We start from the raw sequence: 20,165 nt of genomic DNA, 5'->3' as shown, positions 1-20,165 counted from the left end.
TCCAAAGGGGGAGGAAAAGCCATAGCCCACCTGCACGGAAACCCAAAAAAAGCCCCCTTTAAAAAAGGGGGCGGGCCTCCGCGCAGCGGGGGACGGGGGATTTGCTCTTGGCGCAGAGAGCAAATCCCCCTCAATCCCCCTTTTTCAGGCGTTTTTCAACAGCCGAATGGCTGGTCAAGGGGGAGAAAAAGCCATACCCCCCACCTGCACAGAAACCCAAAAAAAGCCCCCTTTAAAAAAGGGGGCGGGCCTCCGCGCAGCGGAGGACGGGGGATTTGCTCTTGGCGCAAAGAACAAATCCCCCTCAATCCCCCATTTAGTAAAGGGGGGAAAGTGAACCTATTTCTGACTGGCCCGCCTCAGAACCGCAAACCCGCGCTCACGCCATAAACCAGCGAATGCATGTCCACGTCCGAGCGCAGGTTGTCCAGGCGCACATCGCTGTTCCAGCGCAGGTAGCGGACGTCGCCGCGGACGAACCAGTTCTTCGGCAGGTTCACGTCCAGGTCCACGGTCGCGGCCAGGCCGGTGCCGTCGTCGATGCGGAAGTCATGCGCACCGTCCAGCGCCGGGTTGATCCACTCGCCGTCCACCTTGGTGCGATGCACGCCCAGGCCGACGTACGGCTTGAAGCGATCGCCCAGCTGGGTGAAGTGGTACTGCGCGGTCAGCGCCAGCGGGCGGGTGCGGTACTTGCTCACGCCGATGTCCGGCGCGTTCTCCATGTCGATTTCGGTGCTGGCGTCGAAGCGCGAAGCGCCCCACAGCTCGATGGCGATGTTGCGGTTGATGAACCAGCTGAAACCCAGCGTGGCGCCTTCGTCACTGCGGTCGTTCTCGACCTGTCCGCCGGCGGGGGCATCGGTCAGGGTGACATTCAGCGGCTTGTCGCCGCCCAGGTGCTGGGAGGCGAAACCGGCGGTGACGGCAAAGCGGCTGTGGGCCGCGTCCTTGGCCTGCGCGGCACCGGCCAGGCTCATCGCGGCGACGGCGGCCGCCAAGATACGAACTTTCATCAAATACTCTCTGAAGGGAAGGGAAGCATCCGGCGATGCAGGCGACCGGATGGAAAACACGCGTCGAATGCGCGCTGCGTGCTGCCTTCCTGCAAGGGAAAAGGCCCGGGCATTCTCGACAAGCGCCGGGGTGGCAGGAATCGGAGGATTCCGAAACGGATCTGTGGGTAACGGTGAGTTTTCGGCGGGATGCCAGGAGCCAGGGGGACTCCCGCTTTCGGCGGGATTACGGAGTATCCGTAGCTGGGAAAGGCAGTGGGGCGAGGGCAGCGGAGCGAGCTCCGCTCTACGTTGGAAAGAGCGGTGTTCTTTGTCCCGGCGAACACCGCCCTGTTTTCGCTGTTGGCTCTTCGGACACGGACTCCCCACTTTTCGGACGGTTCCGAGGGACAGCGCCGCGTCGGTTCTCCAAGCTGTTCGCCCGTTTTTTGCTTCAAGAGGATGGCGTGCACATGCGTTCGAACAACGAAGGAATTTTCAGCAACGCGACAATCGCGTACCGGACAAATCCTCCATCCCACACCCCGCGTGCTCCGATGAAGATGGCCTTGTGCGTCGCGCTCGGGCTGTTTGGCGCCTGCCTGACGACCGCCCAGGCGGCCGAACCGGTGGGCCCGCAGCAGGTCATCACGCTGCTCCAGCAGGCCGGCTACGGCGAAGTCCGCGATCTCGAATACGACGACGGCCTGTGGGAAGCCGAAATCCGCCGTCCCTATGGCTTGTGGGATGAGGTCTCCGTGGATCCGGCCACCGGCGAGATCTTCGATTTGCGCGGCAATCGCAAGGTGTTGTCCATGCGCGATCTGCTGGCGAAGCTGGAAGGGCAGGGCTATCGCGCCTTCACCGATATCGATCGTGATGCCGGCGTCTGGGAGGTGGAGGCCACCGATCCGCAGGGACGCCGCGTGGACCTGAAGGTCAGCGGCTACGACGGCCGCATCCTCAACAGCAAGTTCGACGACTGATCGAACCCACACCTGCACCCGCGTAGAGCGGAGCTCGCTCCGCTCCACCATCCACCCCGAACCCCGCGCCCACGCGAACTTCCGGACAGAAGTAACTTGCTCCAGGGGTGGAACCCCGGAAGTTCGCGCGGGCGCGGTACTACACCCGGCAAACCGTCATCCCAGCGAACGCGGAGACCCCTCTTGCTCTTTGCATCGCGAGGGGCAGCGGAGCAAGCTCCGCTCCACGTCGGGGCTCACGTGGCGAAAGACCGCGACGCCCGTCGTCCCAGCGAAAGCTGGGGGCCCTCTTGCTCTTTGCTCTGTGCGCTGGCCAACGCGTGCGGAACACCCGGCCAATCAAAAGCCAAAGGAGCCCGGCTTCGCCGCGATGACGGGATGTTCGTGGTCGCGGAGGGCAGCGGAGCAAGCTCCGCTCTACGTCGGGACTCAACGTAGCGAAAGACCGCGACGCCCGTCGTCCCAGCGAAAGCTGGGGGCCCTCTTGCTCTTTGCTCCGTGCGCTGGCCAACGCGTGCCGAACACCCGGCCAATCAAAAGCCAAAGGAGCCCGGCTTCGCCGCGATGACGGGATGACGGGATGACGGGATGACGGGATGACGGGATGACGGGATGACGGGATGACGGGATGTTCGGTCGCGGAGGGCAGCGGAGCAAGCTCCGCTCTACGGGGGAATTGGCTTAGCGCTGAAGGCCGCGAATGTCCGTCATTCCAGCGAATGCGGGGACCCCTCTTGCTCTTTGCTCCGTGCGCAAACCGAACCGCGTCACGCGCCCCCGTCCAATCAAAAAAATCAAAGAGATCCCGGCTTTCGCCGGGATGACGGGCTATCCGTGGTCGTTCAGGCAGCGGAGCGAGCTCCGCTCTACGGCGCCGGGCGGATTGGGGTGCGGCGCGGAATGACGCTACTTGTAATAGATATCGATGGTCGCGCCGGCGTTGAATTTTCCGAGCGTTGTATTGGCCTTGTCCGTCAGCCAGACGGCGCGGGCGGCGAAGTGCCGCGTCACTGTCCTGTCCTGGCTGTGTGGCACCAGTTCGAATTCCTGGTTGAACGGAACCACGCGCTCGTTGTTGTCCATGTCGTGCAGGGTGATGCCAACCGATTTGTTGTCCTCGGGAACCAGTACGTGTTCTCGTTGTGCATCCAATTTGGCGTCCGTGAGCGGCTTCAAGAGCGCTGCCAAGCCGTAGGCGCTGTCGCAGTTCTTGTTGGCGGTGATGCTGAAGGGCTTTTGCCGGGCAATCTGATCTCGCTGGGCGTTGACATTGCTCAGGCTGCCGAAGTTGATGGTGGACTGGGACAGCGCAATGGTCGAACTGCAGGCGATGTAGCGCAGGTTATGAAGATTGTGCACGTACTGCCTGTAATTCGAGCCAACTTTTGGGTTCAATCCACCTTCGCCATCCAGTTGGAATACGGCAAATTTCGACTGGCTGCTGACCGGCCCTTCCTTGGCTTGTCCCGTGTTGGCAGGAGAACGCTTGGAGAAGAAGAAATTGTAGGACACGGTCTTTATTTTCGCCTGGTCCTCGCAACCGGCGAAGCTGCGGCACCCATCGAGCTTGAGCTCGGTTGGCTCCCTCTTTATGCCATTCTTGACCTGGGTCAGGTTGGAGTATGTGTAGTCCGTACCGTCGATGTTGATGCCAATCTCGATATCCTCCCCGAGGGCGAGGTTGCTTTCCGGACTCGCATAAAGATAGACCAATTCGGCGCCGGCCGGCTGCTCCTGCCAGCACTTCAGCGTCCCAATCCGGTTGGGTGATCGCCAGACGACGGTCCCTTTGGGCATGGTGTTGGAGATCGCGACGGTTGTTTCCAGGTAGTAGTCTGCCAAATAGGTACCGTCCATCGTGCACGTCAGCGCATGGCTTTTCTGCGACAGCACGAGCAGCGCGCCCAGCGCCAACAATCGAATCAGGATCCTCATGGTTGTTTCTCCGGAAGGGCCGGCCGGGATGCCGTTGCATCGTGGCCGGAGGTGGACAGGGTGAACACGCGCGCGTGCGGATTGCCGGCGTCGCTGATCAGTTGGTAGCGCAGTTGCGCCGCGTGGCAGCCGGGCGCGGGCAGCGACTGGCTGGAATAGGGGGCGATCATCAGATGCTCGCGTGGATCGCCGCAGGGCTGCCCGCTGGCATCGAGGATTTCCAGATGACCGAGGGTCAGGTAGTAGGGCGAGGGATTGCGCGCCAGCAACACCGGCGTGTCGCCGTCGCCGGATCGCTCCCAGGACAGCGATGCCCAGGCCTGCTCCCGCGTGGTCGGCAGGGGCGGGCGGTAGAACAGCTTGAAGTGATGCCGCAGCGCCAGTTGCATGGTGTTGTCGGCGTGTGGCGCCTGCGGCACGTCCAGGATGCGGAGCAGCAGATAGGACTCGCGATCCGTCGGCAGGCCCTCACCCTGGTAGAACACGTCCACGTGCGCCTGCTGGCCGGCCAGCAGTTTCAGCAGCGGCCGTGACAGCGCGAGCGGCAAGGGTGCCTGCGACTCCTCGTCGCCCCAGTCCAGCGAGAGATGCAGCAGCGCCGGATGGACGGCCTGGTTGGTGATGGGCAGGCGCATGCGCGTGCCCTCCATGATGAAGCGGTTCTTGCCGTCGAAGTAAAGCTCCGCGCGTGCAGCCGGGGCCAGCGCGGCAAGTGCCAGCACCAGCAGCGCCAGCAGACGGAGGACGGTCCGGGCGAGGGGGTTAGTCATAGTCAAGGACGAAACTCATCACCGCGTCGGCGCTGCCTGCCTTCAGCGGGCCGGCGAGGGGCACATAGCGCGCCTTGCCCTGGAAGCGATAGCGGTCTTCGACGCCGATTCTGTCCTGCCAGACAGACGGCAGGGATCGCGGTCGATCGTGGAACGGAACGGGGTTGCCTTCGGCATCGGTCACCGCGATGCCGAAGCCGGAGGCGGATGCGGGCGTGTCCGCCAGCTTGAGGATGCCGTCGGCGGTGACGTTGCCCTCGAAGAAGGTCTTGACCGGCGTCGCCGCACCGTTGGTACCGGAACAGCGGATATCGATGGCGTAGTCGCGGGGCGTGGCCAGGTTGCGGCGAACGGTTTCGAAGGGCACCGTGCCCATCGCGACCGGGATGTCCGGGTTCTCGGCGTAGCAACTCGTCAGCATCACGTTGTTGGTGAAGTTGAAGGTCGCGCCGGGAAGGCGGAACGTCAACAAGGTCTGGTTGCCGGCCATCAGGCGGGCCGCGTAGTGGAAGGTCATGGTGCCGCTGCGCGCGACATGGCTGCCGCTGCGCATGAATTGGGTGACAATCTTGCGGGGAACGGGGGTGTTGACGCCCCTCTTGGCCACGCCCTGCCAACCGGTCTTCATCTCCACCTTGTCGCCGTTGTCGGCGCTTTTTCCGAACCCGATTTCCAGCTCCACGCCCTCGACACCGGTTTCATAGCGGCCTTCTTGGCCCGGGGCCTTGATCATCTGGCCGTCGTCGGCGACGAGGCTGAGGGGCGTGTCGACATCACATATGATCGTCCGCACATTGTTGAAGTACCGGCTGTACCAGTACATCATGCCGCCCACCGGTCGCACGGCGCTCGGGATGACATCGCGCGTTCCCGCCATGTCGAGAGTGGTCTCGGAGAAGTCATTGAAGACGCAGGCGGCCTGCGCACCGCCGGCGACGAGCAGCAGCGCCGGGAACGCGATGCGGACGAGCAGGGACGGGATGCGCTTCATGATGCGTGCGGAACGGGACGGGCCGCGATTACTGCGGACGGCAGACCAGGGTGACCCGGTCGTAGGCCAGTCCGGCCTGCGCGGCCGGCAGCGTGTAGTCGGCCACGCAGGCGCCATCGCCCCAGCGCACGTCCAGCCGGCCCTGGTCTTCCACGCCGAACACCAGCACGCGCGACTGGTTGTCGATCATGCCCAGCACCTTGTCCTGCGCGCCGTACACCATCGCGCCGAACGGCACCGTGCCGTCCTCGCGGCGCAGGACGAACTGCACGCGGCGTCCGGTTTCGGCCTGGTAGCTGGCGCGCGCGATGGCGCCACGGGTCGGCACCAGTTGCGGCGCGTTGCCCAGCAGTTCGGTGTCCAGGCCCAGCTTGCGGGTGTCCACCTCCACCCAGTTCATGCGATAGGGCTGCAGGTAGGGCACCACCGCGTAGCCGCGGCGATTGGTGCGCACGTTGTTCCAGTTGGTCAGGCCGACGCCGGCCGTGCGCGGCACTTCCAGCAGGCCGAAGGTTTCGCCGACCGGCTGGCCCAGGGTGATGCCACCGCGGTGGATCACCACGGAGCCGGAGGCGCTCAGATCGACGTGGCGGCTGTCCGGTCCCTGCTGGTAGGTGCCGCCCAGTTGCGCCAGCGGCGTGGCCCAGTTGACGTTGGCGCTGCCGCTGCTGCCATAACCCTCGGCATGGCTGGCCTGGAGTGAATAGCTGGCGTTGCGGTTGGCGTCGAGATAACCGCTCAGGCCGGCCTGCACGCGGTCGGCGCCGTGACGGGTGGAACTGGCGCTGGCGCTCATGCGATGCGCGCGGCTGCCCATGCCCAGCGGCAGGCTGAAGCTGGCGTTGACCTGGGTGTCGTCGCGCTCGCGGTGCGGGTCGCGATCCCGCGACATGGCCAGGTTGTAGTTCAACTTGCCGATGCTGCCGGCGTAGCCGAAGCGCCACGTGCGGGTGCTGCCGGGCAGGTTCCAGTAGCTGGTCTCGCCCAGGGTCAGGTACAGCGACTGGCTGCGCGGCAGCAGCTGGTTGACGGTCAGATCCACCCGGCTCTTCTGCGGGCTGTAGTGGATCGAGCTCGACGTGTTGCGGCGGTCGGCCATGTGCTGGCCGAAGGTGCGGTAGCCCTCGGTGGAGTAGCGGTACCCGGCCATGGTGAAGGTGGTGCCGGTGCCGGTGAGGGTCTTGGCGTACAGCAGGCGGGTGCTCTGGCCCTGCTCGGTGCGGCCGGAGGGCGCGCGCGACCGGCTGTGGGTCGTGTCCAGCGACAGCCCGCCCAGGCGCGAGTTCAGGCCCATGCCCAGGCTGACGGCGTGATAGTCCTGCGCCGCCAGCGCGGCGCCGAAACCGGTGAAGTTGTTGCTCAGGCCGTAGACCAGCGAGCCCTGCGCCACGGTGGGCGTGTCTTCCTGCGGACCACCCCGGTATTCGCCCGCGCTCAGGCTGTAGCGCAGGCGGCCGGGACGGATCATCACCGGCAGGGCGGCGAAGGACTGGGTGAACTCGCGGACCCGGCCATCGGCTTCGAGGATGCGGACGTGCAGATCGCCGTTGGAACCGCTGGAAGGCAGATCCTCGATTTCGAACGCGCCGGCCGGCACCGGCATGGAATGGATCACCACGCCGTTCTGGCGGATTTCCACGGTGGCGTTGGTTTCGGCGATGCCGCGCACGACCGGCGCGTAACCCTGCTGGTCGTTGGCCCACATGCCCAGGTCGGTGGACAGCTGCACGCCGCGCAAGCGCACGCTGTCCAGCACTTCGCCGGAGGTGTACAGCTCGCCCAGGGACAGCTTGGCGTTCCAGCGGCGCACGTCGCGTTCCAGCCAGGTGCGGTGGCTGCGGAAGCGGCTGGGCTGGTTGGAGCCGGTGCTCAGCGAGGCGTCGTTGCGCAGGCGCCAGCCGGCGACGTTCAGGCCGCTGCGCAGGCTCAGGTAACCGTAGTGACGATCCTCGCCGCTGCGGCGGTCGTGGTTGCTGTTGAAGTTAGCCTGGTAGTTGCTGAAGAACGCGGTGACGCCGTTGTCCCACAGCGAGGGATCCACGTAGGAGCGCGAGCGCCGCGGCACGTAGACCTGCGGCACGCTGACCATCAGCGCCAGATTGTTGACGTCGAATTCGGCGCGCGCGGCGGGGATACGCGAGAGATCGACCGGCGCATCGTCTTCCGCCGGATCGAGCAGGCCTTCCTGTTGCAGCTTGGCCACATCCACGCCCAGTTGCCTGAGCAGGCCATAGGGCAGGACCGGCGCGACCCGGCCCTTGGCGTCCGGCGCGAACACGATGTCGTGGCGGCGGACCAGGCTCAGGTTGAGGTAGACGTCGACGCTGTAGGTGCCCGGCGCGACCGAGCTGCCCTTCTCGAAGTAGCGCAGATCCACGCTGCCGCCGCCGCCGCGCGTGCTGAGGAACATCTCGTTGAATTCGAAGCTGGCGTCGTCGTCGCCCGCTTCGGCGGCGATGGCCGAAACGGAAGACAGGCCCACGAACGCCACGCAGTACAGGGCGTGGCGCAGGGCGAGGCTCAGTCGATGGTGGGCGGGCAGAGCGGGCATGCGGTGTTCCTTGCTTGGGCGCATCCGCCGTGGGATGGCGCAGCGTTCTCTCGGGGGAAAATCAGTGGACGACGGTGGTGCGGATCTCCGGCATCAAGGCCTTGTGGGCGTCAGCGCGACGGCGTGGCATCGAGCTGGTCGACGCCGCCGTAGTCGTTGACGTACTGGAAGGACACGGTGGCGTTGGCGGCCGGGCGCGCGGCGCCGTCCTTCAGCGGGAACACGACCGTCGCGCCGGGCGCGACCATCCGGGTTTCGAGCGCGTGCCGGCGATCACCGTCCTTCAGCGCGGCGCTCGTCACCGACACGTGGTAGGACGAGGCATTGCTGACGCGCAGCGCGGGCTTGCCGTCCTGCGTGCTCCACTGCCAGCGCAGCGCCTTGGCGGCGTCTTCCGGCTTGCCTTCCAGGCCGGCGGGGCGATAGAACACCTTGATGCGCTGGCGCACGGCGATCTGCAGGACGTTCTCGCCCTTGGCCTTCTGCGGGATTTCCTGCACGGACAGCCAGAACACCGATTCCTTGTCGGTCGGCAGGCCCTGGCCCTGATAGAAGATGCGCAGCGTCTGCTGCTGGTTGCCGCCCAGCCGGCTCAGCGCCGGGGTGACGGCGAAGGGAACGTCCTGCCCGGCGGCATCGTCCTCGCCTTCGATCCAGGACTGGATCATGGTGTCCTGGGCAATCTTGTTGTTGACCGGCACGGTGACTTCGTGGGCCGGCGCGGCAAGCACGACGCGGGTGGCGCCCAACTGGATGCTGGCCTGGGCCAGGCTGGCGCACAGCAACAGGGCGCCGGCCAATGCGACGCGGATACATGGCGTGAGGTTCATGGCGGTCCCGTGGAAACGTGGGGAAAAAAGGGGGGCGGAACACCGCCCCCCGGAACAGCTAAAGAGCGACTCAGTCGTAGCTCAGCTGGAACGGCAGGTAGCCATTGGCGACACCGGGAACCACCGGATCCGCACCGACCTTGACGTAGGCCGCGCGCAGCGCCAGGTTGGCGGTGCCCTTGTACTTCGGTTCTTCCACGGTGCCGATGTTCTGGACGTCCAGGGCACCGCTGATCTGGGTCAGCGGATCGCCCAGGTTCAGCAGCTCGTTGGCGCTGTCGAACACGCCGATACCGACGCCGGTGGCACCACCGGTGACTGCCAGCAGCCGCCTATCATTCCCGACCACGCCGGTGCCGGTTTCAGCGCCGACGCCGTCGCTGGGCTTGAAGCTCAGGTGGACGTTCTTGAGGCCATTGGGAACACCGCCGCAGTCGAGCTGGATGTCGATGTTCTTCGCCGCGCCGATATTGCCCTGGCCGCCGCCTACGGACAGCGAGTCGGCGCCGACCTTGCCGAGGTCGATGGCCAGGATCTTGCCCGCGGCTTCCGGCGTACCGCCGTTGCCCGGCTTCATGGTGCAGGACGACGCGATGATCTCGCCGGTGAACTTGATGGCACCGTCAGCGGCCATGGCCGAACCGGTGGCGCCGGCCAGGATGAGGACCGACAGGCCCAGGAGGGATTTGGACATTGCAAAACTCCGTTTGGTTGGTGGAAAGGAGTGCAAATTCTCGATTCGGTGCCGTATCCATCCCATAGGAAAGTTCCTAAAGTGATGCGCTTTCGTTTAGGTGTGCTGTACAAGCGTTCACCTATATGAGCGTCGTTGCGTGCAATGCGCGCGCTGCGGCGTGGGTTGCCGCGTTCGAACGCGCGAACGATGGGGAATCGCTGCGTCGAGGCCTCAGTTGTAATCCAGCACGTAGGTGAGGCTGGCGTCGGCGCGTCCCGCACCGGGCGTGCCGCCCTCGCTGGCGTAGCGCGCGGTCGCGGACAGGCGATATCGCTGGCGCTGGCGCGTGCCGTCCTGCCACTTCAATGGCAACGCCCGCTCGGGCGAGAACGGCAGCGGATTGCCGTCCTCGTCCTTCAGCGCGATGCCCACGCCGCTGGCGATGTCCGCGCGGCCGGCGAGATCCAGGTTCAACCAGCCGTCGCGCGGCGAATCGCCCTGGAAATGGATGCGCACCGGCGGTGGTGTGGCGGGATGGGCGCCTTCGCAGTCGATGTCGAGAGTGAAAGAGCGCGCGGGTGCGGCGCTGCGGGTGAGATCGAGCGTGCTGATCCGTCCCATCGGCACTTCCAGTGGCGACACGACCGGCATGCAGCGGGTGTAGTAGGTATCGTGGGTGAGGTTGAAGCGGAGGTGGGTGCCGGCGATGTCGATCAGCGTTTCCGGCCGGGAGGGAATCGGGAGATCGGCGCGATAGCTGAAGACCACGCTGCCCTTGCCCACGTAGGCGTCGGTGCGGATGAATTCGACAACGGCGTAATACGGGCTGCTGAGTACTTCGCCTCCGCCCAGATCGCTGGCCTGGAAGGGGGGATAACGGGTGTCCTGCCAACCGTTCGCGTAGATTTCGCGGAAGCCGATACGGACCCCGACGCCTTCGACCGGGGTTTGATAGACCTTGGGTTGGCCGCTTTCCGGGAGCGTCATGTTCGCCACCGTCATGCCGTAGACGGTGCCGCGGCGGCAGGTGTAGATGCGCTGGCCCCCTTGGAGCAGGAGTTCCTTGCTCGCCATCACCTGGCCGATGGGGACGAGTTTGAGGTTGATGGGGGTAGTGGGCGGCGAAGGGATGGTCTGGCTCAGGTTCTCCAGCGCGCCCCACGGACTGCAGCTGGCTTCGGCCAATGCGGGCGCGCCGAACATCAACAGCAGTGGCCATGCGCGACATGTCCGGAGCGGGATGTTCGGGAATTTCACGCGCGGTTCCTGGTTCGGAGGAATGCCGTCCGCCGACGCGATGACGCGTATGCCGCTTGTGGGGTGTCGGGACGGAGCGCAGGAATTCTTGTTGGGCACCGTGCGGCCCGATATAGGAAGAATCCTAAAGTGAGTTGATTGTCGGCTTGGTGTGGGGCATGGGTTCATTCGTCGGGCCGAGGCGCGAAATGGCTGCGTGCTCCGGAGCCGGCCCCCACCCGGCCTAGGGGTAGTTCCATGTTGCGGTGTGGGAATGAGTTCTTCTCCGCATGCGTCCTTCCCCCGCGTGCGGGGGAAGGTGCCCGAAGGGCGGATGGGGGCAAGCGGGCGAGTGAGTTGTGTTCGCGGTTGTTCTGTGCGGGTGTGCTACGTGCTTCGGATGCGGCCCCCACCCAGCCTCCCCCGCAAGCGGGGGAGGGGCAGTGTCATCTTGTGGGGGGAATGAGTTCCTTTCCCTCGTGCGTCCTTCCCCCGCTTGCGGGGGAAGGTGCCCGAAGGGCGGATGGGGGCAAGCGGGCGAGTGAGCTGCAATCGCTGTTGTCCGTGCGTGGATGCATTACGTGCTTCGGACCCCGCCCCCACCCAGCCTCCCCCGCAAGCGGGGGAGGGGCATGACCACGGGGAGTTCTAGAGACTGTGTATCCGGCCTAAAGCATCAGCCCGGCCGGCGCCCGAACAGCGCGGTGCCGATGCGGATCTGGGTGGCGCCTTCGGCGATGGCGATCGGGTAGTCGTCGCTCATGCCCATCGACAGCGTGTCCACGCCGGGATGCGCCGTCGCCAGCGCGTCGTACAGCGCCTTCATGCGCACGAACGCCGGACGGCGCAGCTCCGGATCCGCATGCGGGATGGGGATGCACATCAGTCCACGCAGGGCCAGCCGGGGTTCGGCGGCGATGGCGGCGGCGAGCGCGGGCGCATCGGCGGGCGCGCAGCCATGCTTGCTGGCTTCGTCGTCGATGTTGACCTGGATGAGCACGTTCAAGGGCGGTCGGTCGGCCGGGCGATGGCGGGCGAGCGCGGCCACCAGCTTGGGCCGGTCCACCGTTTCCACCCAGTCGAACAACTGCGCGGCGAGCTCGGCCTTGTTGGATTGCAGGTGCCCGATCAGATGCCAATCCAGCGAAAGCTCGACCAGATCACGGACCTTGGCGGCCGCTTCCTGCACATAATTCTCACCAAACGACCGCTGTCCGGCGGCGGCCAGCGCGGCCACCGCCGCGCCCGGCTGGGTCTTGGACACGGCCAGCAGGCGGGGGGCTGGCCGATGGGCGGCATCCGCAGCGTTTTCAATACGTTGCAGGGTGTCGCGAAGGGTGTCGGCGAGCATCATCCGGGGGCGGTTGGAAGGTCATTGGGGAGCGCTATACTGCCTTCAGGGGCAGCATCGTTCCAGTTTTGCAGCACTATTTCGGGGGAAGGCAAACCTATGGATATCGCCGAGCTGTTGGCGTTTTCGGTCAAGAACAAGGCATCGGACCTGCATCTGTCGGCAGGCCTGCCGCCGATGATCCGCGTCGACGGCGACGTCCGCCGCATCAACATCCCGGCCCTGGACCACAAGCAGGTCCACGCGCTGGTCTACGACATCATGTCGGACAAGCAGCGGCGCGATTACGAAGAATTCCTGGAAGTGGACTTCTCGTTCGAGATTCCCAGCCTGGCCCGCTTCCGCGTCAACGCGTTCAACCAGAACCGCGGCGCCGGCGCCGTGTTCCGTACCATTCCCTCCGACGTGCTGACCCTGGAAGACCTGGGCTGCCCGCCGCTGTTCCGCGACCTGATCGCCCAGCCGCAGGGCCTGATCCTGGTGACCGGCCCGACCGGTTCGGGCAAGTCGACCACGCTGGCGGCGATGATCGACCACATCAACAAGAACGAATACGCGCACATCCTGACGGTGGAAGACCCCATCGAGTTCGTGCACACCTCGCAGAAGTGCCTGATCAACCAGCGCGAAGTGCACCGCGACACCCACGGCTTCAACGAGGCGCTGCGCTCGGCGCTGCGCGAGGACCCGGATTACATCCTGGTGGGCGAATTGCGTGACCTGGAAACCATCCGGCTGGCGCTGACCGCCGCCGAGACCGGCCACCTGGTGTTCGCCACCCTGCACACCAGTTCGGCGGCCAAGACCGTCGACCGCATCATCGACGTGTTCCCGGCCGGCGAGAAGCCGATGGTCCGCTCGATGCTGTCCGAATCGCTGCGCGCGGTGATCAGCCAGGCGCTGCTGAAGAAGGTCGGCGGCGGACGTACCGCGGCCTGGGAAATCATGGTCGGCACCCCCGCCATCCGCAACCTGATCCGCGAGGACAAGGTGGCGCAGATGTATTCGTCCATCCAGACCGGCCAGCAGTACGGCATGATGACCCTCGACCAGCACTTGCAGGACCTGGTCAAGCGCAGCCTGGTCACCCGCCAGCAGGCGAAGGAATACGCGAAGGACAAGCGGTTGTTCGAGTAAGCGCCGGGATTCGAGATTCGGGATTAGAGATTCGCAAAAGCCGGGATTCAAGAGTCGAGACGGGATGCGAATCCCCAATCTCCAATCCCCAATCCCGGCTCCCACAGGGAGCCACCCATGAGCAGCATCGACTTCACCTCCTTCCTCAAGCTGATGGCGCACCAGAAGGCGTCGGACCTGTTCATCACCGCCGGCATGCCGCCGTCGATCAAGGTCCACGGCAAGATTTCGCCGATCACCCAGACGCCGCTGACGCCGCAGCAGTCGCGCGACCTGGTGCTGAACGTGATGACGCCGGCCCAGCGCGAGGAATTCGAAAAGACCCACGAGTGCAACTTCGCCATCGGCGTGGCTGGCGTGGGCCGTTTCCGCGTGAGCTGTTTCTACCAGCGCAACCAGGTCGGCATGGTCCTGCGCCGCATCGAGACCCGCATCCCGACGGTGGAGGAGTTGAACCTGCCGCCGGTGATCAAGACGCTGGCGATGACCAAGCGCGGCATCATCATCTTCGTCGGCGCCACCGGCACCGGCAAATCGACCTCGCTGGCGGCGATGATCGGCTACCGCAACCAGAACTCGACCGGCCACATCATCACCATCGAGGACCCGATCGAATTCGTGCACAAGCACGAGGGTTGCATCATCACCCAGCGCGAGGTCGGCATCGACACCGACAGCTGGGACGCCGCGCTGAAGAACACCCTGCGCCAGGCGCCGGACGTGATCATGATCGGCGAGGTGCGTACCCGCGAGGGCATGGACCACGCCATCGCCTTCGCCGAAACCGGCCACCTGGTGCTGTGCACCCTGCATGCCAACAACGCCAACCAGGCGATGGACCGCATCATCAACTTCTTCCCGGAAGACCGCCGCACCCAGCTGCTGATGGACCTCTCGCTCAATCTCAAGGGCGTGGTCGCGCAGCAGCTGATTCCCACGCCGGACGGCAAGGGCCGCCGCGTGGCGATGGAAATCCTGCTCGGCACCCCGCTGGTCCAGGACTACATCCGCGACGGCGAGATCCACAAGCTGAAGGAACTGATGAAGGAATCCACCAACCTCGGCATGAAGACCTTCGACCAGAGCCTGTTCGAGCTGTACCAGGCCGGCGAAATCTCCTACGAGGACGCCCTGCGCTACGCGGACTCCCAGAACGAAGTCCGCCTGCGCATCAAACTCTCCCAGGGCGGCGACGCCCGCACCCTGGCGCAGGGGCTGGATGGGGTGGAAGTGGCGGAAGTGCGCTGAGGCGCATGATCTGACGGGATGGATACCGGTCTGGACAGCAGCCCCTATCGGGCACCCGATGGGGCCATCGAAGAGCGGCCGGCCACGCGCGCCAAGCCATTTTTCCTCGCACCACCCACCTTGAAGCTGGTGGTGATGATGGTGTTTACCCTGGGCTGGTACGCCGTCTGGTGGTTCTACCGCGCCTGGCGCGCGGTCAGGCAGCATGATCGCAGGCAATTCAATCCTGCCTGGCGCTCGATCTTCGCCCTCTTCTATGCCTACGCCTGTTTCCGTGCGATCAACCGAATCGCCGCCGATGGCACGCGGGAAAAAAGGGCTCCGGCGGGACTGCTGGCCATCGCCTATGTCGTGCTGGCGCTCTCCGTGCTGTTGCCCGGCCCGCTGTGGTTGCTGTCTCCGCTATCGGTGCTGCCGCTGTTGCCGATGAACGCGAGGGCACGTCGCTACAACCAGTTCATCGACGCCACGGTGTATCGGGACGAAGACGGCTTCAATGCCTGGAACTGGCTGGGGATCGTCGTCGGTGGCGCCTGCTGGGCCATCCTGTTGCTGGGTTTGCTGATTTATTTTTTGTCGACCCTTGTGCCAGCGGCTTAGCGGAAGCAGGACGCAGTACCTTCTCAATGATTGCCGGGGCAGGAGATTCATGACGGCGGGGCGGCGCGCGGTTCAAAGACAGCTCCCGTGCCTGGCCCACCGTATGATGACGGCATGTCGATCGCCCTGACCGCCCCGCACACCGACGCCGCTGATCGCCTGCGCGAGTGGTTGCTTCCGTTCGACCGTGTGTTCGTATTGACCGGAGCCGGTTGCAGCACAGCCTCCGGGATTCCCGACTATCGCGACGCCGACGGCCAGTGGAAGCGCACGCCGCCGGTGACGTATCAGGCGTTCACCGGGGATCCGTTGACCAATGCGCGCTACTGGGCGCGCAGTTTCGTGGGCTGGCCGCGGATGGCGCAGTCGCAGCCGAATGCGGCGCACCGGACGCTGGCGGCGTGGCAGGGCGGGCGGTTGTCGCAGTTGTTGACCCAGAACGTCGATGGCCTGCACGAGCGCGCGGGCAGCCGCGATGTGATCGATCTGCATGGGCGCATCGATCAGGTGGTGTGCCTGCAATGCCGGGCGTTGTCTGCGCGGGCGGCGTTGCAGGAACGCCTGCACGCTGCGAATCCTGGTTGGCATGGACTGGAGGCGGCGACCGCGCCGGATGGCGATGCGGATCTGGAGGGGCTGGATTTCAGCCGGTTCCGGGTGCCGCCGTGTGATGTCTGCGGCGGCATGCTGAAGCCGGACGTGGTGTTCTTCGGCGAGAACGTGCCGCGTGAGCGTTATGAGCGGGCGTTGGCGGCGCTGGACGCATCGGAGGCATTGCTGGTGGTGGGGTCTTCGCTGATGGTCTATTCGGGCTTCCGTTTCGCCCGCATCGCGCATGAGGCGGGCAAGCCGATTGCCTTGCTCAATCGTGGGCAGACCCGAGCGGATGCGCTGGCGGATTTGAAGCTGGATGCTGATTGCGTGGCGGTGTTGCCTGCCGTGTAGGGTGTGGGAGAAGGTGGCGCGCGGCGCGGGAAGAGGTGCTTTGTGCGCTATCGGTGTTGCCCCCATCCGCCTTCGGCACCTTCCCCCGCGCTGCGGGGGAAGGGAGTTGTTGGTGTTCGATGTGGACTGCGTGGCGGGGCTGCTGGCCGTGCAGGGTGAAACTCTTCTCCCGCTTGCGGGAGAAGGTGGCGCGAAGCGCCGGAAGAGGGCGCTTCAGGCGTCATCTGCCCGCATAAGGGAACGTCGGGGTGCGGCGCCTGATATGGGGTCACCATGTGCGGACGGATTTGCCCCCATCCGCCTTCGGCACCTTCCCCCGCGTTGCGGGGGAAGGGAGTTGTTGGTGTTCGATGTGGACTGCGTGGCGGGGCTGCTGGCGATGCAGGGTGAAACTCTTCTCCCGCCTGCGGGAGAAGGTGGCGCGAAGCGCCGGAAGAGGGCGCTTCAGGCGTCATCTGCCCGCATGGGGGAACGTCGGGGTGCTGCGCCTGATGTGGGGTCGCCATGTGCGGACGGATTTGCCCCCATCCCCTTCGGCACCTTCCTCCGCAAGCGGGGGAAGGGAAATCACGCGCGCTGGGATGTTGGGGGTCTGTGCGCGGTTGGACCGCTCTACGGAAGGGCGCGGAGCTGGCGGAGCAGGGTTTCGCAGTCGCTGGCGGTCATCGGCGGGGCGAACAGGTGGCCTTGCAGACCGTCGCAGCCGAGCGCGCGCAGGATGCTGGCCTGGTGTTCGGTTTCCACGCCTTCGGCGATCAGGGACAGGCCCAGGCTGTGGCCGAGTTCGATGATGCTGCGGATGATCGGATAGTGCAGTCCGGTATCGGCGGAGGCCTCGATTTCGCTGATGAAGGAGCGATCGATCTTCAGCGTGTCCACCAGCAGCTGGCGCAGGTAGTTCAACGACGAATAGCCGGTGCCGAAGTCGTCGATGGCCACGCGCACGCCCAGTTCGCGGAGTTCGCGCAGGTGGCGGGCGGTGGACTGGACGTCCTGCATCACCAGGCTCTCGGTCAGTTCCAGTTCCAGCGATGCGGCCGGCAGGCCGGTGGCGTCCAGGATGCGGGCGACGGTGCGGGTCCAGTCCTCCTGCTGCAACTGCACCGCCGACAGGTTGACCGCCATCAGCAGGTGGGCGACGCCGCTGGCCTGCCATTGCGCCATCTGCCGGCAGGCGTGTTCCAGCGCCCATTGGCCGATGGCCAGGATCAGCCCGGATTCCTCGGCGATGGGAATGAAGCGGCTGGGCGGGATGGCGCCATGGCGCGGATGGTGCCAGCGCATCAGCGCTTCGAAGCCGAGCAGCACGCCGTCGGCGCGGTACTGGGGCTGGTAATGCAGCGACAACTGGCCCTCTTCCAGCGCGTGGTGCAGATCCGCGCGCAGGTCGAGCAACTCGCGGCTGCCGGCGGTCAGGGCGGGCGTGAAGAACTCGAAGCAGTTCTTGCCGCGCGCCTTGGCGCGGTACATCGCCGCGTCCGCGTTGCGCTGCAATTGTTCGGCATCGCGGGCGTCATCGGGAAACAGGGCAATACCGATACTGCCGGTGACATACAGCTCGTGCCCGTCCATCGGGATGGGCCGGCGCAGCGATTCCAGGCAGCGTTCCGCCATGCGGGTGGCGTCGGCGACGCTCTTCATGCCCGGCAGGATGAGGGTGAACTCGTCGCCGCCCATGCGCGCCAGGGTATCGGTTTCGCGCAGCAGGCGGCGGATGCGGCGGGTGGTCGCCATCAGCACGTTGTCGCCCTGCTGGTGGCCGAGGGTGTCGTTGATGTGCTTGAAGCCGTCCAGATCCAGGAACAGCACGCCGACCCGGTGATCCTCGCGACGCGCGTGCGCGATGGCCTGGTTCAGCCGGTCGCGGAACAGGAAGCGGTTGGGCAGGTCGGTCAGGGCGTCGTGGTGGGCCTGGTGATTGAGGTTGTCGGCCAGTTGCCGATGGCCGATCGCCAGCGCGGCCAGGCCGCTGATCATCATCATCCATTCCAGCTCCGATTCGCTGGGCGCGCGTCCGTCCGGCGGATGCAGGGCGAACTCGCCGATGTGCTCGCCATGCGCGGTGGTCAGTGGCACCGTCCACGCGCTGCCCAGGCCGTCGAGCAGGCCACTGTCGCAATGGCGGCGCCAGACCGGATGCCGGCGGACGTCCTCGACCCGCTGGATATGGCGCTGTTCGTGGGCGCCGCCGGGCAACCAGTGCAGCGGCGCCTGGATGAGCGGGGCGCGTCCTTCCGAGGATTCGCGCTCGGCGTGGAAGAGTTCGCCGTCGGCGTGCACGGCGATGAAGCAGCGGCCACCGGGCGTCTGTGCCTCGACCATGCGGGTGAGTTCGACCAGGATGCTGTGCAGCGGATGATCCTGCACGATCCGTTCGAGGAAACTCTCCAGCGTTTCGGCCTGGATGCGGCGGCTGATTTCTTCCTGCAGTTGCCGGTTGAGCGTGTTGGTGGCGACGGTCTGCGCCTGCAGGGCCTGGAATGCCTGCTCGCGCTTCTGCTGCTCGATGTACAGCTCCAGGCTCTTTTCCTCGATGAACAGTTCAGCCGCGCGACGTGCCTGTTTTTCGCGCTCCAGTCTCCGTCTGAGCAGTTGCAGTTCGTCCATGCGGGGCGTCGGGGATCAGTCCATCCGGGTCAGCTGGAAGCGGACCGCGGTGCCGCCGCCGTCGGCGGCCAGCGGCATGCGTTCGATGCGCACGCGTTCGCCGTAGTGATCCACGCATCCGGCGATCAGGCCTTCGGCCAGATCCGCCAGCGGGCGGCTGGAGCGGTAGTCGAACAGCATCCGGCGATCATCGGGGCGTTCGCTGCGGAAGCTTGGCAACTCGGCGCCGGGATAGAGTTTCAGCACTTCGACGTGCACGTGGTTGTCCACCTGTTCGATGAAATCGAACGCGGAGTGCACGCCCTGGAAGAAGCGCGGATAGCTCTTCACGAAACGCCCGAACAGGTAGTGGCCGAATTCGCGCACGAGCGTGGTTGCGGGCAATCCGACCGCAAGACTGAGTTGCTCGACCAGGGCCAGCAGTTCGGTGTGATCGTAGGTGCCGACGGCGGTGTAGATGCCGCCGCTGGGCAGATGCGCGGCTTCCAGCACGCGTTCGGTCAGTTCGGGACCGAAGCGGCTGTCCATCATCTCCATGAACTCGGTGAACACGACTCCCTTCATGCCTGTCTCCCCCGAGTGGCCATGATGGCCGGAGTATGCCCGCAACCGCTGCATCAACCAATGCGCGACGCGCCCTTCCGATATCGGACGCGGGCGGGGAAGATTGAACCCAGGGTGGTAAGCAGCGCTTACCAGTTTTCAACGGAGCGCCGGACGCATGCTTCCGGCGTCCGGATCAGCCCGCTGTCTGCCAGGGCGGGGACAACGCGGTGATGCGCGCATGGGCCGGGCAGCTGTCGCGATGCGCGCCGCGCAGGTAACCCAGGCTCATCAGGAACTCGCCGGTGATCTCGCCGCCGGTGAAGCGGAAGGTCCGCTTGAACAGCTTGATCCATTCGGGCTTGCCGAGCGGGTGGTGGGTGTCCAGCCAGGCGGCGAAGCCGCCATGGGATCCGCGCAGCGCCTGGATGACCCCGGCGTTGTGGATCGCCGCGTCCACCTTCAGGCGGTTGCGGATGATGCCCGGGTCGGCCAGCAGCCGGGCCCGGTCCGCATCTCCATAGGCGGCCACGGTATCCACGTCGAAGCCGTGGTAGGCACGCCGGAACCCCTCGCGCTTGCGCAGGATGGTTTCCCAGCTGAGCCCGGCCTGGTTGATTTCCAGCAGCAGGCGCTCGAACAGGACCGCCTCTTCCCGCTGGGGAAAGCCGTATTCGTGGTCGTGATAGGGGCCGTGGACCGGATGGCCCGGGGCGATGTCGCAGTATCCGCTCATGCGGTCAGGGTAGCGCGGTCGGGCTAAA

The 20,165-nt window shown here is 65.5% G+C and carries 17 protein-coding genes; 5 read left to right on the top strand and 12 right to left on the bottom strand.

Going from position 1 to position 20,165, the window contains the following annotated elements:
* Positions 1 to 359: 359 nt before the first annotated feature.
* Entirely contained in the window at positions 360 to 1,016 is a 657-nt protein-coding gene (locus tag FHW78_RS17880; protein WP_183643824.1) for an OmpW family outer membrane protein, read from the bottom strand.
* A gap of 536 nt (positions 1,017 to 1,552) precedes the next feature.
* On the opposite strand from FHW78_RS17880, the gene FHW78_RS17875 reads away from it, so the two are divergent.
* Complete coding sequence (locus FHW78_RS17875; RefSeq protein ID WP_183643821.1) at positions 1,553 to 1,981, top strand: PepSY domain-containing protein; 429 nt, start codon at positions 1,553 to 1,555, stop codon at positions 1,979 to 1,981.
* A 906-nt stretch (positions 1,982 to 2,887) separates the two neighbouring features.
* Here the strand turns inward: FHW78_RS17875 and FHW78_RS17870 are convergent.
* The 8 genes from FHW78_RS17870 to FHW78_RS17835 form a co-directional block, all read right to left on the bottom strand.
* Positions 2,888 to 3,916, bottom strand: a complete 1,029-nt coding sequence (locus FHW78_RS17870; protein WP_183643818.1) for a fimbrial protein — start codon at positions 3,914 to 3,916, stop codon at positions 2,888 to 2,890.
* Positions 3,913 to 4,686 carry a molecular chaperone gene (locus FHW78_RS17865; RefSeq protein WP_218533635.1) on the bottom strand — a complete coding sequence of 258 codons (774 nt, stop codon included), beginning with the start codon at positions 4,684 to 4,686 and terminating at the stop codon, positions 3,913 to 3,915. Before FHW78_RS17865 ends, FHW78_RS17870 begins: the two co-directional genes overlap by 4 nt.
* Positions 4,679 to 5,677 carry a fimbrial protein gene (locus FHW78_RS17860; protein ID WP_183643815.1) on the bottom strand — a complete coding sequence of 333 codons (999 nt, stop codon included), beginning with the start codon at positions 5,675 to 5,677 and terminating at the stop codon, positions 4,679 to 4,681. Before FHW78_RS17860 ends, FHW78_RS17865 begins: the two co-directional genes overlap by 8 nt.
* Before the next feature lie 28 nt (positions 5,678 to 5,705).
* The gene (locus FHW78_RS17855; protein WP_183643811.1) at positions 5,706 to 8,228 is read right to left on the bottom strand and encodes a fimbria/pilus outer membrane usher protein; all 2,523 of its coding nucleotides are present in this window, start codon (positions 8,226 to 8,228) and stop codon (positions 5,706 to 5,708) included.
* A 110-nt stretch (positions 8,229 to 8,338) separates the two neighbouring features.
* Positions 8,339 to 9,058: a molecular chaperone gene (locus FHW78_RS17850; protein ID WP_183643809.1), complete on the bottom strand. Its 720-nt coding sequence runs from the start codon at positions 9,056 to 9,058 to the stop codon at positions 8,339 to 8,341.
* A gap of 70 nt (positions 9,059 to 9,128) precedes the next feature.
* The gene (locus FHW78_RS17845; protein WP_183643806.1) at positions 9,129 to 9,752 is read right to left on the bottom strand and encodes a fimbrial protein; all 624 of its coding nucleotides are present in this window, start codon (positions 9,750 to 9,752) and stop codon (positions 9,129 to 9,131) included.
* A 213-nt stretch (positions 9,753 to 9,965) separates the two neighbouring features.
* Positions 9,966 to 10,991 (bottom strand): fimbrial protein, encoded by a 1,026-nt coding sequence (locus FHW78_RS17840; protein ID WP_183643802.1) that lies wholly within the window; start codon positions 10,989 to 10,991, stop codon positions 9,966 to 9,968.
* Between the two features lie 655 nt (positions 10,992 to 11,646).
* The gene (locus tag FHW78_RS17835) at positions 11,647 to 12,321 is read right to left on the bottom strand and encodes a YggS family pyridoxal phosphate-dependent enzyme (RefSeq protein WP_183643800.1); all 675 of its coding nucleotides are present in this window, start codon (positions 12,319 to 12,321) and stop codon (positions 11,647 to 11,649) included.
* A gap of 99 nt (positions 12,322 to 12,420) precedes the next feature.
* Here FHW78_RS17835 and FHW78_RS17830 point away from each other — a divergent pair, with 99 nt between their 5' ends.
* From FHW78_RS17830 to FHW78_RS17815, 4 genes are all read left to right on the top strand, one after another.
* Complete coding sequence (locus tag FHW78_RS17830) at positions 12,421 to 13,458, top strand: type IV pilus twitching motility protein PilT (protein WP_141453781.1); 1,038 nt, start codon at positions 12,421 to 12,423, stop codon at positions 13,456 to 13,458.
* 117 nt (positions 13,459 to 13,575) lie between these two features.
* On the top strand, positions 13,576 to 14,706 hold the full coding sequence (locus FHW78_RS17825) for a PilT/PilU family type 4a pilus ATPase (protein ID WP_183643797.1): 1,131 nt from the start codon (positions 13,576 to 13,578) through the stop codon (positions 14,704 to 14,706).
* Positions 14,707 to 14,724: 18 nt separating this feature from the next.
* Complete coding sequence (locus FHW78_RS17820; protein ID WP_183643794.1) at positions 14,725 to 15,306, top strand: hypothetical protein; 582 nt, start codon at positions 14,725 to 14,727, stop codon at positions 15,304 to 15,306.
* A 114-nt stretch (positions 15,307 to 15,420) separates the two neighbouring features.
* Positions 15,421 to 16,251: an NAD-dependent protein deacetylase gene (locus tag FHW78_RS17815; protein ID WP_183643789.1), complete on the top strand. Its 831-nt coding sequence runs from the start codon at positions 15,421 to 15,423 to the stop codon at positions 16,249 to 16,251.
* 612 nt (positions 16,252 to 16,863) lie between these two features.
* On the opposite strand, the gene FHW78_RS17810 is transcribed toward FHW78_RS17815, so the two are convergent.
* The 3 genes from FHW78_RS17810 to FHW78_RS17800 form a co-directional block, all read right to left on the bottom strand.
* The gene (locus tag FHW78_RS17810; RefSeq protein WP_183643784.1) at positions 16,864 to 18,858 is read right to left on the bottom strand and encodes an EAL domain-containing protein; all 1,995 of its coding nucleotides are present in this window, start codon (positions 18,856 to 18,858) and stop codon (positions 16,864 to 16,866) included.
* A gap of 15 nt (positions 18,859 to 18,873) precedes the next feature.
* Positions 18,874 to 19,422 (bottom strand): heme NO-binding domain-containing protein, encoded by a 549-nt coding sequence (locus tag FHW78_RS17805; protein WP_183643781.1) that lies wholly within the window; start codon positions 19,420 to 19,422, stop codon positions 18,874 to 18,876.
* A gap of 175 nt (positions 19,423 to 19,597) precedes the next feature.
* Positions 19,598 to 20,137 (bottom strand): DNA-3-methyladenine glycosylase I, encoded by a 540-nt coding sequence (locus FHW78_RS17800; RefSeq protein ID WP_183643778.1) that lies wholly within the window; start codon positions 20,135 to 20,137, stop codon positions 19,598 to 19,600.
* Positions 20,138 to 20,165 lie beyond the last annotated feature (28 nt).

Origin of the sequence: Pseudoxanthomonas sp. OG2, assembly GCF_014192765.1 — a bacterium.
Classification (GTDB): Bacteria; Pseudomonadota; Gammaproteobacteria; order Xanthomonadales; family Xanthomonadaceae; genus Pseudoxanthomonas_A; species Pseudoxanthomonas_A beigongshangi.
Note: the sequence above shows the minus strand (reverse complement) of the source record. Positions and strands in the feature narration are given on the sequence as shown.

Excerpts from the sequence above, each read along its gene's own strand:
- FHW78_RS17880 (WP_183643824.1), bottom strand. The coding sequence starts at position 1,016 with ATGAAAGTTCGTATCTTGGCGGCCGCCGTCGCCGCGATGAGCCTGGCC.
- FHW78_RS17875 (WP_183643821.1), top strand. The coding sequence starts at position 1,553 with ATGAAGATGGCCTTGTGCGTCGCGCTCGGGCTGTTTGGCGCCTGCCTG.
- FHW78_RS17870 (WP_183643818.1), bottom strand. The coding sequence starts at position 3,916 with ATGAGGATCCTGATTCGATTGTTGGCGCTGGGCGCGCTGCTCGTGCTG.
- FHW78_RS17865 (WP_218533635.1), bottom strand. The coding sequence starts at position 4,686 with ATGACTAACCCCCTCGCCCGGACCGTCCTCCGTCTGCTGGCGCTGCTG.
- FHW78_RS17860 (WP_183643815.1), bottom strand. The coding sequence starts at position 5,677 with ATGAAGCGCATCCCGTCCCTGCTCGTCCGCATCGCGTTCCCGGCGCTG.
- FHW78_RS17855 (WP_183643811.1), bottom strand. The coding sequence starts at position 8,228 with ATGCCCGCTCTGCCCGCCCACCATCGACTGAGCCTCGCCCTGCGCCAC.
- FHW78_RS17850 (WP_183643809.1), bottom strand. The coding sequence starts at position 9,058 with ATGAACCTCACGCCATGTATCCGCGTCGCATTGGCCGGCGCCCTGTTG.
- FHW78_RS17845 (WP_183643806.1), bottom strand. The coding sequence starts at position 9,752 with ATGTCCAAATCCCTCCTGGGCCTGTCGGTCCTCATCCTGGCCGGCGCC.
- FHW78_RS17835 (WP_183643800.1), bottom strand. The coding sequence starts at position 12,321 with ATGCTCGCCGACACCCTTCGCGACACCCTGCAACGTATTGAAAACGCT.
- FHW78_RS17830 (WP_141453781.1), top strand. The coding sequence starts at position 12,421 with ATGGATATCGCCGAGCTGTTGGCGTTTTCGGTCAAGAACAAGGCATCG.
- FHW78_RS17825 (WP_183643797.1), top strand. The coding sequence starts at position 13,576 with ATGAGCAGCATCGACTTCACCTCCTTCCTCAAGCTGATGGCGCACCAG.
- FHW78_RS17820 (WP_183643794.1), top strand. The coding sequence starts at position 14,725 with ATGGATACCGGTCTGGACAGCAGCCCCTATCGGGCACCCGATGGGGCC.
- FHW78_RS17815 (WP_183643789.1), top strand. The coding sequence starts at position 15,421 with ATGTCGATCGCCCTGACCGCCCCGCACACCGACGCCGCTGATCGCCTG.
- FHW78_RS17810 (WP_183643784.1), bottom strand. The coding sequence starts at position 18,858 with ATGGACGAACTGCAACTGCTCAGACGGAGACTGGAGCGCGAAAAACAG.
- FHW78_RS17805 (WP_183643781.1), bottom strand. The coding sequence starts at position 19,422 with ATGAAGGGAGTCGTGTTCACCGAGTTCATGGAGATGATGGACAGCCGC.
- FHW78_RS17800 (WP_183643778.1), bottom strand. The coding sequence starts at position 20,137 with ATGAGCGGATACTGCGACATCGCCCCGGGCCATCCGGTCCACGGCCCC.